This window comes from Bacillus sp. AFS031507 (genome assembly GCF_002584635.1).
GTDB lineage: Bacteria > Bacillota > Bacilli > Bacillales > Cytobacillaceae > Neobacillus.
Genome location: NZ_NUOW01000036.1, coordinates 18,289 through 34,842, shown reverse-complemented (window position 1 = coordinate 34,842; position 16,554 = coordinate 18,289). Strand labels below are relative to the sequence as shown.

Genomic DNA, 16,554 nt, shown 5'->3' with positions numbered 1-16,554 from the left:
TGCTTATGTAGAAAATATAATAGCAGGCTTAGAGACTTGGAGAAAGCCATAAAAACCCTTGGGAATGATTATTACTATTCCTATGCGTTTTTATGGTTTTTTTTTGCGAAAATTATTCTTGTTGTAGGAATAATAGCGATTGGTACAAATAAATTTACAGATAGACTATATCCACTTGTTGTAGGCGTCCTGATTGTGAGTATGGTTTGAGCCTTGTTTTATTAAGCTGCCTTCCTAGGTGAAACAGAAACGAGTCTTTGGTTTATAATAGGGGCAATAGTAGTTGTTCTTGCAATAACTTCCGTAATTAGAAAGAAACCTCAGGAAAATGGTCCGGGTAGAAAAATCAGTGCATAATTTTAATTAAAGGGAGAGTTCATATATGGAAAAATACATTTTATCCTTAGATCAAGGTACAACAAGTTCACGTGCCATTCTTTTTAATAAAGAAGGAAAGATTGTCCAAGTCGCTCAGCAGGAATTTCAACAATTCTTCCCTCTACCAGGTTGGGTAGAACATAATGCAAATGAAATTTGGGGTTCGATCCTAGCGGTAATGGCTTCCTGTTTGGCAGGGGCTAACGTAATACCAGAACAAGTGGCCGGAATAGGTATTACAAACCAACGGGAAACAGCCGTTGTCTGGGATAAGGAAACAGGCCAACCGATATATCATGCGATTGTTTGGCAATCCCGTCAAACAGCAGCGATTTGTGAAGAATTAAAAGCAAAAGGACATGATCAATTATTCAGGGATAAAACAGGCCTTTTAATTGATGCTTATTTCTCTGGAACAAAAGTGAAATGGATTTTAGATAATGTAGAAGGCGCGAGAGAAAAAGCAGACCGTGGAGAACTGCTTTTTGGAACAATTGATACATGGCTTATTTGGAAACTATCTGGTGGAAAAGCCCATGTAACAGATTACTCCAATGCATCGAGAACATTGATGTACAATATTCATGACCTTAAATGGGATGAAGAGTTATTAGAAATTCTTTCAGTTCCTGCTTCGATGCTTCCAGAAGTACGCCCATCATCACAAGTATACGCAGAAACAGTTGATTCCCATTTCTTTGGCTATAATGTGCCAATTGCCGGAGTTGCAGGTGACCAGCAAGCAGCATTATTCGGTCAGGCGTGTTATGAAAAAGGGATGGCGAAAAATACTTATGGAACTGGCTGCTTTATGTTAATGAATACGGGAGAACAAGCAGTAAAATCAGAGCACGGTTTGTTAACAACAATTGCATGGGGTATAAACGGAAAAGTGGAATATGCATTAGAAGGAAGTATCTTTGTTGCAGGGTCTGCAATCCAATGGCTTCGTGATGGGCTCCGTATGTTTAGAAGCGCTGAAGAGAGCGAGAAATTTGCTACTAGTGTAACATCTACAGACGGTGTTTATGTCGTTCCAGCATTCGTCGGGTTAGGAACACCTTATTGGGATAGTGATGTACGCGGTTCGGTCTTTGGCTTAACACGTGGTACTACGAAAGAACACTTTGTTCGCGCAACGTTAGAATCGCTAGCATATCAAACAAAGGATGTCTTAACGTCTATGGAAGCGGATTCAGGTATTTCGCTTAAAGCCTTGCGTGTAGACGGCGGCGCTGTTGCTAATAACTTCTTAATGCAATTCCAAAGCGATATGTTAGCTGTTCCAGTGGAACGTTCAGAAATAAAAGAAACGACAGCATTAGGAGCTGCTTATTTAGCAGGATTAGCGGTAGGTTATTGGGAAAGCCAAGAAGAAATCGCGACTCAATGGAATATGGATCAAGCATTTACACCAAATATGGCTGAAGAGGATCGAAACAATTTATATACAGGTTGGAAAAAGGCTGTAAATGCAGCAAGGGCTTTTAAATAATTGTACTCTCTTTTTATCCCCAATGGAGGTAACCATAGTGGAAATGTTAAAATTCTCGAGTTCAAATAGAAACACAATCCTAAAGGAAATGGCCGCAGAAGAATTTGATGTACTTGTCATCGGTGGGGGAATTACAGGCGCTGGAATCGCATTAGATGCTGTAACAAGGGGACTGAAAACGGCTTTAGTAGAAATGCAAGATTTTGCTGCTGGGACATCTAGCCGATCAACGAAGCTTGTTCATGGTGGTCTCAGGTATTTAAAACAATTCGAAGTGAAGATGGTCGCGGAAGTAGGGAAGGAACGAGCAATTGTCTATGAAAATGGCCCGCATGTAACCACACCAGAATGGATGCTCCTGCCAATGCATAAAGGTGGGACGTTTGGGAAATTCGGTACATCAATTGGACTACGAGTCTATGACTTTTTAGCAGGCGTAAAAAAAAGTGAACGAAGAAAAATGCTTTCTCCGGATGATACCATTCAGAAAGTGCCGATGATTAAAAGAGAGGGATTAAAAGGCGGCGGATATTATGTGGAATATCGGACCGATGATGCCCGGTTAACCATCGAAGTCATAAAAGAAGCGGTCGCTCATGGTGTCAAAGCTGTAAACTATTCAAAAATGATTGAGCTTCTTTATCATGATGGTAAGGTGATTGGTGCTAAAGTTGAGGATCTATTAACTGGTACCGTTCATGATATTTACGCAAAACACATCATTAATGCCACTGGCCCATGGGTCGATTCGCTCCGAGACAAAGATCAGTCGTTATCTGGAAAAAAACTGCGGCTTACCAAAGGGGTCCATTTGGTGATGGATCAGTCGAAATTTCCCCTTAAACAGGCGGTGTATTTTGATACACCTGATGGCCGCATGGTATTTGCGATTCCAAGGGATGGGAAAACGTATGTGGGGACAACAGATACCTATTATGGAAACGATCCGATTCATCCGAAAATGACGGCAGCTGACCGAGATTATATTATTAAAGCAATTCATTATATGTTTCCAACCGTTGCTATTAAGGCGGAGGAGATTGAATCAAGCTGGGCAGGGGTAAGACCACTTATTTATGAAGAAGGCAAGGATCCCTCTGAAATTTCGCGAAAAGATGAAATTTGGGTATCAAATTCTGGCATGATTACAATCGCAGGCGGGAAACTGACCGGATACAGAAAAATGGCAGAAACGGTGGTAGACTTGATCGCGAAACAGTGCGGCGAAGCACGCCATATTGGATCTTGCCGAACAAAACATTTACCTATTTCAGGAGGTCATATGGATGGGTCTCGTAACTTTGCTTCATTTATAGAGACCAAGGAAAAAGAAGGAGAGTTAAGTGGATTTTCAAAGGACCAATTCCGAAAATTAGTCCATCGCTATGGTTCCAATATTGATCGTATTTTTGAAATTGCAAAAACGTATGACCCAAATAACAAATTTGGCTTGCCGCTGGAGGTGTATGTTCAAATCATTTATTCCTTAGAGGAAGAAATGGCCGTAAAACCAGTGGACTTTTTTATCCGTCGAACGGGAGCTTTATTTTTTGATATTCAATGGGTACATGAGTGGAAAGAAGCAATCATTGGCTTAATGGAAGATGCTCTTGGATGGACATTGGAGGAGAAGGCCGTGTTCAAAGACGAATTAGAAACCGCACTAAAGGATGCTATCCATCCGATTCCGACTGTAATGATATGAGTTTATCCGCCTTGCAGTCCTAATAGTACACGTAGCTTTTTGGATGATTGAAAAACTAATCAAACGTTTGATTGAATAATTTATGGGCTTGGAATATATAGGGCGGCCATGTCATATTATTTACCATATCAAACGTTTGATTGTTTTAAAGTATAAAGGTACAGAAATTACCGATGACGATGAAGACGAATTTAATTCCGACTTAATGCATTGGAATATTTGGTTTTCAATTTTTCCGAAAAATAAAGAGGAGGAATTCCATGAATACCTTTCTTATCATTGTAAATGTCGCGGTGCTGCTATTACTCATGTTTGGTTTATTTACGATGCAAAAAAAGCATGTTTCTTTTTCCAAGCGTGTTTTTAGTGCGTTGGGTTTAGGAATTATATTTGGTTTTATTATTCATCTCATTTATGGTACGACACATGAAGTAACGATAGGTTCGATTGATTGGTTTAACATAGTCGGGAATGGCTATGTAAAGCTATTACAAATGGTCGTTATGCCACTCATTTTTGTTTCGATTGTAGGGGCTTTTACAAAGTTAAAGTTAACGAAGAATATAGGGAAAATCAGTTTTCTTGTCATCGGCATCCTTCTTGCAACGACGGCCGTTTCTGCCGCAGTTGGCATTGGCTCTGCATTAGGATTTGGTCTTGATGGGGTTCAGCTAACTGAAGGAGATGCAGAAGCAGCCCGGAATGCCCAGTTAGAGGAGAGAGTTGCAGGGATCGAAAATATGACACTCCCACAACAAATCATTGAGTTAATCCCTAGCAATCCATTTCAGGATTTAACAGGGGCACGCGCAACATCGACGATTGCGGTTGTTATTTTTGCCGTATTTATCGGTATTGCTTACCTTGGAGTGAAGCGTAAGGACCCAGAGCATGGTGAATTTTTTGCAAAGATCATTGATACCTTCTACTCTGTTGTCATGAGGGTCGTCACATTGATTCTTCGTTTAACGCCATATGGTATCTTAGCGATCATAGCCAGGGTTACAGCAACGAGTGACTATGCCGCGATAGCAAAACTAGGTAAATTTGTGATTGCCTCGTATGTGGCGCTCATTATTGTGTTTATTGTCCATCTTCTCCTTTTGTCATTTGCGAAACTAAGCCCTATAAATTATGTGAAAAAAGGGCTGCCAACCTTAACCTTTGCTTTCACCTCCCGGACAAGTGCAGGAACCTTGCCAATGACCATTAAAACACAAACAAAGGACTTTGGTGTATCCGAAGGGATCGCCAACTTTGCGGGTTCGTTTGGGCTAACAATCGGTCAAAACGGGTGTGCAGGCGTTTATCCTGCAATGTTAGCGGTGATGGTTGCTCCAGCGGCAGGTGTGGATCCAACAAGTATATCCTTTATTCTAACGCTCATTCTTGTGGTTGCGATTAGTTCGTTTGGTGTGGCTGGTGTAGGTGGCGGTGCAACCTTCGCAGCCTTAATCGTTTTATCAGTGATGAATCTCCCAATTGCGATTGTTGGTCTGCTTATTTCAGTTGAGCCTCTCATTGACATGGGACGTACAGCCCTAAATGTCAGCGGAGCGATGACATCAGGCATACTCACTAGTAAAGTAACAGGCGAGTTTGAAAACGAGGTTTACGAGCAGCCTAATATCGTCGAAGCATAAAAAACGAGAAGCAAGGTACAAGGGCTTTTTCGCTTAGCGGAAGAGTCCTTTTTCTGTTGCAAGGGAAAAAAATAGGTTGGTCTCCCATATACTATGAATTTGAAATACTTGAATTCAAGATAAATTAGAGGTACACTGTAAGCATAGGAAATAGTAATCGGTTTAATGGAATGTAAAATAACCATATTAATAAAAAGATTAATTTTTATAACATTCGTTTACAAATGAATAATGAAGGGATGAGGAGAAAATGGATAAATTTCATCACGCACTAAATATATATGTCGGTGAGGTCAACATAAAAGTAAAAAACCTAGATTATGCGCTCACTTTTTATCAAAATATAATGGGCTTTCAAATATTGGAGAAATCAGATCGTAAAGCAGTCTTAACGACAGACGGAAAAAACCCATTATTAACGCTAGAGCAGCCGAAAGATGTGGTTGCGAAAACAGGACGTAGTTCAGGTTTGTATCATTTTGCGATCTTACTTCCATCACGAGCTGATTTATCTGTCTTTTTACGGCATATGATTCAAACGGGATATCCACTGGGTGCTGCAGATCATTATGTAAGTGAGGCGTTATACCTTAACGATCCAGACGGAAATGGGATTGAAGTGTACCGAGATCGCCCGTCTTCAGAATGGAGATGGAACAACGGTTTAGTAGAAATGGCAACAGAAGAGCTTGATGGAAATGGAATTATCGCGGAGAGTGATGCGGAATGGAGCGGTCTCCCGGCGGGCACAGTTATGGGCCACATTCACCTTCACGTATCTAATTTGAAAAAAGCAGAAGAATTTTACACAAAAGGGCTTGGTTTTGAAATTGTTAGTTACTATCCACAAGCGGCATTCCTTTCCACGGGCCGTTATCATCATCATATTGCTATCAACACTTGGCAAGGTGAAGGGGCAGCGAAGCCACCGAAAAACAGTGTCGGCTTAAATTGGTACTCGCTCGTTTTCCCTGATGAATCAGCAAGAGAGAATGTGATGAAACAGCTAAAGCAATTAGGTGCGCAGATATCGGAAGAAGCTGAATTCTTTGTAACGGAAGATCCTTCAGGAAATCAAATTCGATTAGTTTTATAAATGATTGAGGGAGGATATGAAGATGAAGCCAGATTCCAAAGATGAACATTCAGGTATGGAAATAGGGATCTATACATTGGGGGATTTAGTTCCGGATTGGGGAACAGGGAAGACTATCAGCACAAGACAGCGACTTGAAGAAATTATTGAAGCAGCGAAAATGGCTGATGAGGCAGGATTAGATGTAGTGGGCGTTGGTGAGCATCACCGCCTCGACTATGCTGTGTCCGCACCGCCCGTCGTATTGTCCGCCATTTCGCAAGTTACAAAGCGAATTAAACTGGCAAGTGCTACAACTGTCTTAAGCACCGTCGATCCTGTTCGTCTCTTTGAGGATTTTGCGACACTTGATCTCCTGTCAAACGGACGGGCAGAAATTATTGCGGGGCGCGGGGCATTTATCGAATCTTTCCCGCTGTTCGGGTATGAGTTAGACGATTATGACCAGCTTTTTGAAGAGAACATCAAGCTCTTTCAGCAGCTGAATGCACAGGATCGAGTGACCTGGAATGGTCAATTTCGTTCTCCGTTGCAGGATGCGGAAATTGCTCCACGACCTTTACAGGAAAATATTCCATTGTGGGTAGGTGTTGGGGGCACTCCGTCAAGCGCAGCACGAGCAGGAAGATTAGGGACTAACTTAGCAATAGCCATACTTGGAGGCGAACACATTCGGTTTAAGCCACTTGTAGATATTTACCGCCAGGCCGCCAGCCAAGCAGGCCATGATCCTGAATCGATGAAGGTTGCAGTGACGGGTCATGCATATATTTCGGAAACAACCCAAAAGGCAAAGGATGAGTTCTATCCATATCATTCTAATTATTGGGGATACTTTAATCGCCAGCGTGGGATGAATACAAGAATGTCCAGAGAAGATTTTGAACGGATGGCCGGACCAGAAACGGCTTTATTTGTTGGCAGTTCCCAGCAGATCATTGAAAAAATCCTCCAACAATACGATCTTTACGGACACCAGCGATTTATCGCCCAAATGGACATCGGCGGAATGCCCTTTAAACAAGTCGCCGAAAGCATCGAACGATTAGCAACAGAAGTAGCACCAGTCGTACGGAGGGAAACCAGCAAATAAAAAGGGATAAAGATGCTATAGGGTGTCAGGCACCACTCGTGGACATTTGCCCTCGTGTGGTGGACAGTCGCTTTTTTTGAAAAGGTCGTTTGCGGGGAAAAAAAGACTCGGGGGATGGGGTCCCCTGAGTCTTTGTATTATTATTATTTTTCGGATGTGTCACCTTTATTATTGCTGGTGTTGTTTCCGTCATTTGCTTTTTTAACACCTTTACTGACATATGGTTTGGCGCTTTTCGCTTTTTTGACACCTGCTTGCCAACGAGTCCAGCCCTTCTTGCCGGTTCCTCTGCCTGTTCCGCCTTTCCCTTTCGCACTACTCATTTAACCACTCCATTATTAATGTACGTTCTTCTAACGTCGTTGGTTAGTTTAACACAGTTCATGGTGATTTGCCCTCAAAAATATTAGTTTGTTGTTAATGATTGAAAAACCCTAAGGCAAATTTAATCCCTTCCTCAATTTCATTTGTTTCATACCCTACTAAGTCCTCATTGGTAACTTCTAATTTGGTTCCTGCTAAGGAATAGCCGCTGTCTAATTCTATATCAAGCACTACTTCATACCCGTTTGCTGTTTGGTTAATATCAATAATGTCGTATTCGCGGATAGCAGTCCCTGTTTCGTATTCTAAGGGCTCTAATTCTGACATGGAAACACACCTCCAAATTAAATTAGGTCGTAGCTATTATTATTTCCAACCTTGCGATTAAAATCAGGATTAGATTTATTTTCCTTATGCATTTTTAGCACTTAAAAGATACAAAACGCTTCGGGATTCCACTATGTTAAAAGGATTTTCTAGAGACATGGCGAATAATACCTGGTGGTTTATTTTTCTATATGGAGGTTATGGAGTGAATTTGGATACATTATACCTAATAGATCAAAAAGACGGTTTGGGCCTGGAGGTTAGTAAATTAGTTTCGATGATGAACGACATTAATCCAATAAAAAGCCCCCGGTTAAATTATTTTTAAGGCTGTGATTGTATATGTGTTTAATCGTTTTTGCCTACAGAGTCCATCCGGTCTACAAGCTCCTTGTAGCGGCAAACCGAGATGAATTTTACGGGCGGCCTACTGCTCCTGCTCATTATTGGGAAGACAGACCTGACATCCTTGCCGGTAGAGATTTAGAAAAAATGGGCACTTGGATGGGAGTTACCACATCTGGACGTTTTGCGGCTTTGACCAATTATCGCGACCCAAAGGAAGTAACGGAAGGAAAGCGTTCAAGGGGTGAGTTGGTGGCCGATGCCTTGAAACATAAAGGAAATATAAAGGATTATATGCAAAGTCTTGTAAAGAAAAAGGATCTGTATCCTGGCTATAACTTACTAGCAGGGGATGAAACGGAACTATATTATTATTCAAATAAAGGGCAGGAGCTTTTGAAGGTGGAGCCAGGAATTTATGGAGTCAGCAACCATTTATTAAATACTGAATGGCCAAAGGTGCAAAAAGGCAAGGAAGGCATGTCCAAAATCATCAACGGGGAACAGGTCGAACTTGTAGAATGCCTTTTGAGTGTCCTCCAAAATGCAGATCAAGCTCCAGACGAACTTCTTCCGCACACAGGCGTTTCTTTAGAATGGGAAAGGATACTTTCGCCATTGTTTATCAAAAGCGGAAACTACGGGACGAGAAGCTCGACCGTCATGTTGATGTCAGATAAAGAAATTCAATACGTGGAACGAGTCTTCACTAAGGATGGCATAAGTGAGCAGCAATATAGGATTGAATTATAGAAACATTTTGAATCTAAATGAAGGATCAAGGGAAGTTTTCTCTCTTTGATGCTTCATTTTTTATTTTCATAAAAGTGGTCGTAACTACCATCTAAAGAGATGTCTATGGAAATTGGAACAACTCTGGTTTATGATTAGGGAGATTTATGAAAACGATTACGAAAAAAAAGGGAAAGACTTGCTGTTATGCAAAAAGTGATAACATACGAAAACCACTAGTCTTGAAGAGGGATAGGATGATCGAAGTTATTAAAAATATTACCTTAAATCTTAAGAATCAATTGTATGGAAGCTTTCGTACCAAGTTGATGCTGTTTTTCATCGTGGTGGCACTGATACCTCTCCTACTATTTGGCTATCTCTCCTATCAAAAGTCATCCACGATTGTGAATAAGCAATTTAATGATTATGAAAACTTTGCTGTATCACAGCTTGAAAAGCAATTAGAAAATACGATTAATCAGATGTTTGTCGTCTCAAACGATATTCATCAATATTTATCCGACCCTACCTTAATTGTTATTCAAGAAGAGATTCCAAGAACCTATGAAGGATTCATAGAGAAAAAGAACTTTGAAAGATTCCTTGAAGCCCATAGAACTTTTAATACAAAAGGAATCTACCTAATAACGAGTTCTGGCTATTATTACGGGGGAAACCATCTTAATTCACAAAAACTGTTTCAAATGCCGTTTTGGAAGGAAGCAAGTAAAATCAAACAAGGGGAGCGATGGATTGGATTTTATAAAGCTGATCATCATGATAACAGCAAACCGCCTGAACCAATGATTGGTCTAGTATTGCCGATCCAGAGCCAATATGGGATTTTAAAAGGAAGCAAGTTGTTAATTGAGACAAATGCCGAGGAGCTTTTTTCATATATTAACTACCTTGAAAAAGACGTCCACGCCTTTGTAACCATTCATAATGAAAAGAATAAAGTCCTTTACCGAACAAAAGCAAAAGTGGAGCGGCTTTCAAGTGATATTGTTAGGGTGAAAAATATTGAAGCCTATGGCTGGAACATTGAAATCCGAGTCCCTGAAAAACTATTTTACCAATCCTCTGAGGTTATTTTTAACTATACTATGTTAGGCATTTTCTTTTTAATTATTCTCGCAATCCTACTAGCTTTGGTCTTTTCAGCACCGTTGGCAAAACGAATCAGAAAGCTGAAGGAATCGATGGAACTGGTAAGTGTGGGCGAACTGCAGACTCAGATTCCTGTTAAAGAACATGACGAAATTGGGAAATTAACAATCAGCTTTAATCAGATGGTCCAGCAAATTAATGAATTAATTGATGAAATCGGTGAGACGGAACGGTTAAAAAGGAAAGCAGAGTTAAGGGCGTTTCATTACCAAATAAATCCCCATTTGTTGTTTAATACACTAAACTCCATTCAGTGGAAGGCAAGGTTAAGTAATGCCAAGGAAGTTCAGCAAATGATTTACCATCTGACGGAGGTTCTTCATGAAAACCTTAATTTTTCTGATGAATTGATTCCGTTAAAAAAAGAGCTGGCTACGATAAGCCACTATTTGAAGGTGCAGGAAATCCGTTATGGACATATGTTTGATTACAATGAAAAGGTCAGCCCAGAATGCTCCGATTATTTAATTCCCAGGTTGTCTCTGCAGCCATTATTTGAAAATATTTTTTTCCATGCCTTTGAAGACGGACAGGGAATAATTGAATTAACTATTGAGGATAAATCAGACTTACTTGAACTTACCTTGAGTGATAATGGTAAAGGAATGAGTGAACAAACGGCCTTAAACTTACTTAATGAACAGTCGCCTAAGGATAAAGTCCGTGGAATAGGCGTGTTTAATGTTGATCAACGGCTAAAGCTTCATTTTGGAAGTGAATATGGTCTTACAATAGAATCAAAACCGAAGAGTGGAACAACTTTTAAAATACGCTGGCCAAAAAGGAGGTTGAGCAGTGATCAAAGTCATGGTAGTTGATGATGAATATATCGTCCGTAAAGGGTTAATGGCAACGGTGAATTGGAAGAAATACAATATGGAAGTAGTTGCGGATGCCTCCAATGGTCAGAAAGGCTGGGAAGTGTTTCTAGAGCATTCCCCTGAGGTAGTCATTACAGACATTGTCATGCCAGAACAAAATGGCATAGAACTGGCCCGGAAAATAAAACAAGCAGCCCCTGACACAAAAATCCTGCTATTAAGCTGCCACCGGGATTTCGAATATGCCCAGGAAGGCATTAGGTTGGGTGCTTCAGGTTATATTTTAAAAACGGCCTTTCAAGATGATGAATTTGAAGAATACCTAAAGCAATTCTCTGATGAAATAGAAAAATCACAACGTAAAGAACAAGACTCTAGTCTAGCTGAAGCAGTAATAAATGAGGTTAATGAAAAATGGCCGGAACCGATTCAAAAAGCCGTTCAACTGATTACGAGAGACTTATCACAATCCCACTCTTCAGTTGATATTGCCTATGAGGTCGGCCTTAGTAGAAGCCACTTTAGCACCCTTTTTAGTAAGTCAGTTGGTGAAAGTTTCTATACATTTACAGAAAAATTAAAGCTCCATGCTGCTAGCGAATTGCTTGAAACCACTTCTCTCACCTTACAGGAAATAGGGGAGAAAGTCGGAGTACATGACGGTAAATATTTTAGTAAATGGTTTAAAAAATGTACCGGACAAACACCATCTGATTATCGTCAAACAAAAAGGAGAATCCACCCGGACGATTTTACCCCTATTCCATAAACTTCACAGAAAATTAAAACATTATCACGAACAATTTAAGATGAATTTCAGTATGAGACCGCTTTCATTAGAAGTACAATGAAGGCGGTTAATTTTTTTCTATAGAGGGGGAAATTCAGAATGAAGAAAATCAGTATCTTAGCAATGATTTTATTATTAGTTAGCGTCTTCGCCTTGGCAGCTTGTTCCAACAGCAGTTCAGGGGAAAATACTTCTGGAGGAACTGGAGAAGAGAAGGATGGAAAAGACAATATTACACTTCGCTTTGCTACCTGGGACTCTGGAGAGGCCTTGAAAATTCAACAGGATATTGCCAAAAAGTTCGAGGAAAGGAATCCAGGTGTTAAGGTTCAAGTGGAAGCTTACGGTGATGGTTTTGACCAGAAGTTGGCTGCCTCTTTTGGAGCGAAAAATCCACCGGATATGATGTATATGTGGAATTTCCCAGCATATTACGAGTCACTCGAGCCGCTTGATCAGTACATCGAAGGCGATACCGAAATGGATATGGATGATTTTTACCAAGGTTTATTTAATTATTCGAGCATGAATGGAAAAATTTATGGAATGCCTGCTGGATTTACAACACGAGTTGTGTATTATAACAAAGATTTATTTGATGCAGCAAACATCCCTTATCCAAAGGATGGCTGGTCATGGGATGATTTTAAAGAAATTTCCAAAAAACTATCTGATCCAAGCAAAAAGCAATATGGTGTTGGAATTGTACCAGAACCAGATACCTATGATCTACAAGGGCTGGTATGGAGCAATGGCGGGAGCTTCATAAGTAATGACGGGAAAGAAGTTAAGGGCTATATGAACAGCCCTGAAACAATTGAATCCATTCAAATTTTAAGTAATCTTCTTAAAGAGAAAAGCGCTGTTCTTGTTGGCGGGAAAAATCAGCAAAGCGGCGATGATATTTTCAAAGCTGGAAAAATCGCCATGTGGGAAAGCGGGATTTGGCCATTAGAAGGCTTTAAAGAAGCTAAGATTAATTTCGGAACGGTCGAAGTTCCGTCATTTGGCGACAAGCCTGCAAAAGGGGTTATTGCTTCATCAGCTGTTTCGGTAGCGAAGGATTCTAAACATAAAGATCTTGCTTATGAATTTGTAAAGTTTTATTCCTCTACAGAAGCAATTAAAATGCGTACAGCCGATTTGCCAGTTCGAATCAGTGTTGTAAAAGAAATGAATATGGAGCAGGACTCATTGATCAGTCCGTTCTATAAAATGCTTGAACGATCTGACGATACACCAGCATTTCTTTTGAATAAGAATTGGAATGAAATCAACCGTAACCTGTCTGCAGCCGTAAATGCGGTGATGCTTGGGCAAGATGCTGATAAACTACTAAATAAAGCTGTTCACGATTCTGAGAAATACATGAAGAAGTAGACTAAATAAATGGGGTGTTCATGTTGAATTCTTTACCTGCTTCTCCCACACCCTATGTGGAAATAAATAAGAAAAAGAAAATAAAGTGGGACAAGATTGTCCCACTTCTATTTATCTCCCCATGGGTAATCGGGTTTCTTGCCTTCACGCTAGGACCTTTATTATATTCACTATTTATCAGTTTTTATGATTGGCCGGTTGTCGGTGAGGCGACATTTATCGGACTTGATAACTATAAGACCATGTTTATGGATGATCCCCTGTTTTGGAAATCACTAGGGGTAACGGTGAAATTCGCCGCATTGTTCGTCCCTTTAAATATCATTGTAGCCCTAGTTTTAGCTATTTTGTTGAATCAAAACGTAAAAGGCCACTCCTTTTTCCGAACCTTTTTCTACCTTCCATCCGTCATTTCCGGCGTAGCCCTTGCGATGATTTGGGCTTGGGTTTTCAACGGTGAATACGGTATTCTAAATTACTTTCTTTCCTTGGTTGATATCACAGGTCCTAACTGGCTCGATGAGACGGGCTGGGCACTTATCGCGATGGTGATAGCAAGCCTTTGGGGTCAGGGTACGATGATGTTAATCTTCCTGGCAGGTTTAAAAGGCATTTCGGGTGAACTTTATGAAGCTGCATCCATCGATGGAGCTAATAAAATAACTCAGTTTTTCAAAATAACCTTACCGCTCTTGACGCCAACCATTCTATTTAATGTCATTACAACGATTATTGCTGCCTTTCAACAATTGACGTTAGCCCTGTTATTAACTGGCGGAGGGCCGCTCAATTCAACTTATTTTTACGCAATGTATGTTTATGAAAATGCCTTTAAATATTTTAAAATGGGCTATTCTTCTGCAAATGCGTGGTTTATGTTTTTGATTGTTTTAGGTTTAACAATGCTTGTGTTTAAATCCTCGTCTGCCTGGGTGTACTACGAAGGAGAAGTGAAGAAGAAATAAAACTGCAGCCAATCTATTGATACTGGGGGTTTACAATGAAAATGAAAAGCAGGGTTGAAAAAACCTTTATATACGGTCTCTTAATCTTTTTCTCGCTATTATTTTTGGCACCATTATTTTGGATGGTGACGACATCGTTAAAATCACCAGAAGAGCTCTATCTGTTCCCGCCAAAGTGGATTCCTTCCAGTCTTCACTTTGAGAATTTTAAGGAAGCATGGATTTCTCAGCCATTTACGCAATTCCTGATGAATTCACTAACGGTAACAATCTTGGCAACTCTTGGCCAAATTGTTTCATCATCGCTGGTGGCCTATGGATTTGCAAGATTTACTTTTAAGGGAAGAGATTTCTTATTTATGGTGCTACTTGCCACAATGATGATTCCATGGGAAGTAACGATGATTCCTTTATATATGGAATTTAACTTCCTTGGCTGGATTAACACGTTGAAACCGTTGATTGTTCCTGCCTGGTTTGGTGCCCCATTTTATATCTTCTTGATGCGCCAGTTTATCATGGGCATACCAAAAGAACTGGATGAAGCAGCAAGAATAGATGGTGCCAACTCTTTTCAAATTTTTTATAAAATTTACCTTCCGCTCATGAAACCGGTATTAATTTTAGTTGGGGTGTTCAGCATGTTGAATTGCTGGAACGATTACCTAGGACCGCTTGTGTTTTTGAATGATCAGAGCAAATATACACTAACGCTTGGACTTGCGCAGTTCAAAGGAATGTTTGGCGTTGATATGGAAGGAATCATGGCAATAACCTTCCTAATCAGCATACCACCGCTTGTTCTCTTCTTCGCGGCACAGCGCTATATAGTGGAGGATGTTTCTAAGTCAGGGGTAAAGGGATAACAAGTATTTATTTGTTTCTCAAAACAGGAACTAATCAGAAGGGATAAGCACCTTCTGATTAGTTTATTGAAGGGGAGATTCCTCAGAAATTTTTTTGAAAATGAAAGGTTGAAACACTCTATGATACAGTCATTAAGATTTCTTACTATGCCGTCGGGTGTGAAACGTTTCTTGGCCACTGAATCACTGTACGGGCTGAGCATTGGAATGTTTACCTTGATCTTGAATCTTCATTTAATTGAAATGGGTATTACAGAAAAGCAAATTGGACTCATCACATCGATGGGGATCTTAGTAATGGGAATCTTTGCAATTCCTGTGAGCATCCTGGCTAAAAAAGCAGGTCGGAAAAAGCTGCTCGTTACAGGGATAACAAGTATTGCCATTGGATGCATTATTTTTGCTTTTGCAGAAGGCTTTGCATTCTTTTTCTTGGCTCAATTTGTGGTTTCCATTGGCCTAACACTTGTGGAAACGACGGAAATACAGTTGTTGTTCCATTATAGCCGTTCAAAAAGGGAAGAAACCCAAGCCTATAGCTTTTTATTCGCAGTCTTTACTGCGTTTACGGGAGCGGGAACACTAATTGGCGGTTTTTTGCCTAATTGGATTGAACTTTCAGAGAAGGGCTACCAAAATACATTAATTACTACCTCAATATTGTTTCTATTATTAGCCTGTGTAAGAGGAGGCCTGCTTCCTGCAGAGCAGCGAAGGAAAAAAGTTACACGGGAGGATTTAAACCAGCGAAGGGAAACAGGTTCTGAACCGAATGCTTTCCTTCAAAGGCAAGGTAAGCATTCGAGTGATTTTCAGCAAAAATTGCTGTTATTTGCTGTCTTCGCACTGATTACTGGCGGTGCAGTATCTTGCCTCCAGCCTTACTTGAATTTATTTATTAAGTTCCGTTTCGATTTCTCGAATGAGGCTGTGTCGATGCTACTGGCTCTAAATGGTCTGGCATTGTTTATAGGTTCTATTTTCTCACCTTCATTGATTGACCGCTTCGGGGTGAAAAAGACATTTCTTTATATTTACATGGTGAATATCCTTCTTTGTTTTATTTTATTTTTAAACATCCATCCTTATTTCTTTTCGACACTTTTATTAGTAAGGGGTGGGGTTTTTACCATGCTGACCAATCTGGTTGACAGTCTATCGATGTCATCATTTAAAGATGAGGAACGTGATTTGTATGCGGGAATGAGAGCCGTATTCCGTAGTATTGGATCCGCTTTAGCCGCATTTCTAGTCGGAACCATCTTAGCTGGAAAGAACTATACACTTCCATTTATTTTGGCAGGACTGCTTCTCTTGCTCGGATATGCGTACTTTACTTATATTATCAGACCGAAATTCTTTGAAGCAGATCAAGAATTTCAGAAGAACACCCAGGAAGGGATAACAAATGAATGTTGAAA

At 40.2% G+C, this 16,554-nt stretch carries 15 protein-coding genes; 13 read left to right on the top strand and 2 right to left on the bottom strand.

Going from position 1 to position 16,554, the window contains the following annotated elements; translation table 11 throughout:
• Positions 1 to 36: 36 nt before the first annotated feature.
• From COE25_RS31035 to COE25_RS25420, 6 genes are all read left to right on the top strand, one after another.
• A complete protein-coding gene (locus tag COE25_RS31035) occupies positions 37 to 210 on the top strand; it encodes a hypothetical protein (protein WP_180247602.1) in 174 nt (57 codons plus the stop codon).
• Positions 211 to 382: 172 nt separating this feature from the next.
• A complete protein-coding gene (glpK, locus tag COE25_RS25440) occupies positions 383 to 1,873 on the top strand; it encodes a glycerol kinase GlpK (RefSeq protein ID WP_098934607.1) in 1,491 nt (496 codons plus the stop codon).
• Positions 1,874 to 1,916: 43 nt separating this feature from the next.
• Positions 1,917 to 3,578, top strand: coding sequence for a glycerol-3-phosphate dehydrogenase/oxidase (locus COE25_RS25435; RefSeq protein WP_180247604.1), 1,662 nt, complete (start codon positions 1,917 to 1,919; stop codon positions 3,576 to 3,578).
• A gap of 260 nt (positions 3,579 to 3,838) precedes the next feature.
• Entirely contained in the window at positions 3,839 to 5,221 is a 1,383-nt protein-coding gene (locus COE25_RS25430) for an L-cystine transporter (protein ID WP_098934606.1), read from the top strand.
• Between the two features lie 250 nt (positions 5,222 to 5,471).
• Positions 5,472 to 6,317, top strand: coding sequence for a VOC family protein (locus COE25_RS25425; protein ID WP_098934605.1), 846 nt, complete (start codon positions 5,472 to 5,474; stop codon positions 6,315 to 6,317).
• Positions 6,318 to 6,339: 22 nt separating this feature from the next.
• The gene (locus COE25_RS25420) at positions 6,340 to 7,410 is read left to right on the top strand and encodes an LLM class flavin-dependent oxidoreductase (RefSeq protein WP_098934604.1); all 1,071 of its coding nucleotides are present in this window, start codon (positions 6,340 to 6,342) and stop codon (positions 7,408 to 7,410) included.
• Positions 7,411 to 7,553: 143 nt separating this feature from the next.
• Here COE25_RS25420 and COE25_RS25415 read toward each other — a convergent pair whose 3' ends face one another.
• Together COE25_RS25415 and COE25_RS25410 are read right to left on the bottom strand one after the other, a co-directional pair.
• Entirely contained in the window at positions 7,554 to 7,733 is a 180-nt protein-coding gene (locus tag COE25_RS25415; protein WP_088085243.1) for a DUF3934 family protein, read from the bottom strand.
• A gap of 94 nt (positions 7,734 to 7,827) precedes the next feature.
• Entirely contained in the window at positions 7,828 to 8,061 is a 234-nt protein-coding gene (locus COE25_RS25410) for a hypothetical protein (protein ID WP_098934603.1), read from the bottom strand.
• Positions 8,062 to 8,403: 342 nt separating this feature from the next.
• Between COE25_RS25410 and COE25_RS25405 the strand changes: the two genes are divergently transcribed.
• The 7 genes from COE25_RS25405 to COE25_RS25375 all read left to right on the top strand — a co-directional run bounded on the left by COE25_RS25405 (position 8,404) and on the right by COE25_RS25375 (position 16,552).
• Entirely contained in the window at positions 8,404 to 9,159 is a 756-nt protein-coding gene (locus tag COE25_RS25405; RefSeq protein ID WP_098934602.1) for an NRDE family protein, read from the top strand.
• A 236-nt stretch (positions 9,160 to 9,395) separates the two neighbouring features.
• Positions 9,396 to 11,129, top strand: a complete 1,734-nt coding sequence (locus COE25_RS25400; RefSeq protein WP_088085247.1) for a sensor histidine kinase — start codon at positions 9,396 to 9,398, stop codon at positions 11,127 to 11,129.
• Positions 11,107 to 11,901 carry a response regulator transcription factor gene (locus COE25_RS25395; protein ID WP_306298914.1) on the top strand — a complete coding sequence of 265 codons (795 nt, stop codon included), beginning with the start codon at positions 11,107 to 11,109 and terminating at the stop codon, positions 11,899 to 11,901. Before COE25_RS25400 ends, COE25_RS25395 begins: the two co-directional genes overlap by 23 nt.
• A gap of 120 nt (positions 11,902 to 12,021) precedes the next feature.
• On the top strand, positions 12,022 to 13,302 hold the full coding sequence (locus COE25_RS25390) for an ABC transporter substrate-binding protein (RefSeq protein ID WP_098934601.1): 1,281 nt from the start codon (positions 12,022 to 12,024) through the stop codon (positions 13,300 to 13,302).
• 20 nt (positions 13,303 to 13,322) lie between these two features.
• Positions 13,323 to 14,267 (top strand): carbohydrate ABC transporter permease, encoded by a 945-nt coding sequence (locus COE25_RS25385; RefSeq protein ID WP_098934600.1) that lies wholly within the window; start codon positions 13,323 to 13,325, stop codon positions 14,265 to 14,267.
• Positions 14,268 to 14,302: 35 nt separating this feature from the next.
• Positions 14,303 to 15,133, top strand: a complete 831-nt coding sequence (locus COE25_RS25380; protein WP_088085250.1) for a carbohydrate ABC transporter permease — start codon at positions 14,303 to 14,305, stop codon at positions 15,131 to 15,133.
• Positions 15,134 to 15,253: 120 nt separating this feature from the next.
• Complete coding sequence (locus COE25_RS25375) at positions 15,254 to 16,552, top strand: MFS transporter (RefSeq protein WP_098934599.1); 1,299 nt, start codon at positions 15,254 to 15,256, stop codon at positions 16,550 to 16,552.
• Positions 16,553 to 16,554: the final 2 nt, after the last annotated feature.

What these genes read in the sequence shown, in the direction of transcription:
- glpK (WP_098934607.1), top strand. Translation starts at nt 383, where the DNA reads ATGGAAAAATACATTTTATCCTTAGATCAAGGTACAACAAGTTCACGT.
- COE25_RS25435 (WP_180247604.1), top strand. Translation starts at nt 1,917, where the DNA reads ATGTTAAAATTCTCGAGTTCAAATAGAAACACAATCCTAAAGGAAATG.
- COE25_RS25430 (WP_098934606.1), top strand. Translation starts at nt 3,839, where the DNA reads ATGAATACCTTTCTTATCATTGTAAATGTCGCGGTGCTGCTATTACTC.
- COE25_RS25425 (WP_098934605.1), top strand. Translation starts at nt 5,472, where the DNA reads ATGGATAAATTTCATCACGCACTAAATATATATGTCGGTGAGGTCAAC.
- COE25_RS25420 (WP_098934604.1), top strand. Translation starts at nt 6,340, where the DNA reads ATGAAGCCAGATTCCAAAGATGAACATTCAGGTATGGAAATAGGGATC.
- COE25_RS25415 (WP_088085243.1), bottom strand. Translation starts at nt 7,733, where the DNA reads ATGAGTAGTGCGAAAGGGAAAGGCGGAACAGGCAGAGGAACCGGCAAG.
- COE25_RS25410 (WP_098934603.1), bottom strand. Translation starts at nt 8,061, where the DNA reads ATGTCAGAATTAGAGCCCTTAGAATACGAAACAGGGACTGCTATCCGC.
- COE25_RS25405 (WP_098934602.1), top strand. Translation starts at nt 8,404, where the DNA reads ATGTGTTTAATCGTTTTTGCCTACAGAGTCCATCCGGTCTACAAGCTC.
- COE25_RS25400 (WP_088085247.1), top strand. Translation starts at nt 9,396, where the DNA reads ATGATCGAAGTTATTAAAAATATTACCTTAAATCTTAAGAATCAATTG.
- COE25_RS25390 (WP_098934601.1), top strand. Translation starts at nt 12,022, where the DNA reads ATGAAGAAAATCAGTATCTTAGCAATGATTTTATTATTAGTTAGCGTC.
- COE25_RS25385 (WP_098934600.1), top strand. Translation starts at nt 13,323, where the DNA reads ATGTTGAATTCTTTACCTGCTTCTCCCACACCCTATGTGGAAATAAAT.
- COE25_RS25380 (WP_088085250.1), top strand. Translation starts at nt 14,303, where the DNA reads ATGAAAATGAAAAGCAGGGTTGAAAAAACCTTTATATACGGTCTCTTA.
- COE25_RS25375 (WP_098934599.1), top strand. Translation starts at nt 15,254, where the DNA reads ATGATACAGTCATTAAGATTTCTTACTATGCCGTCGGGTGTGAAACGT.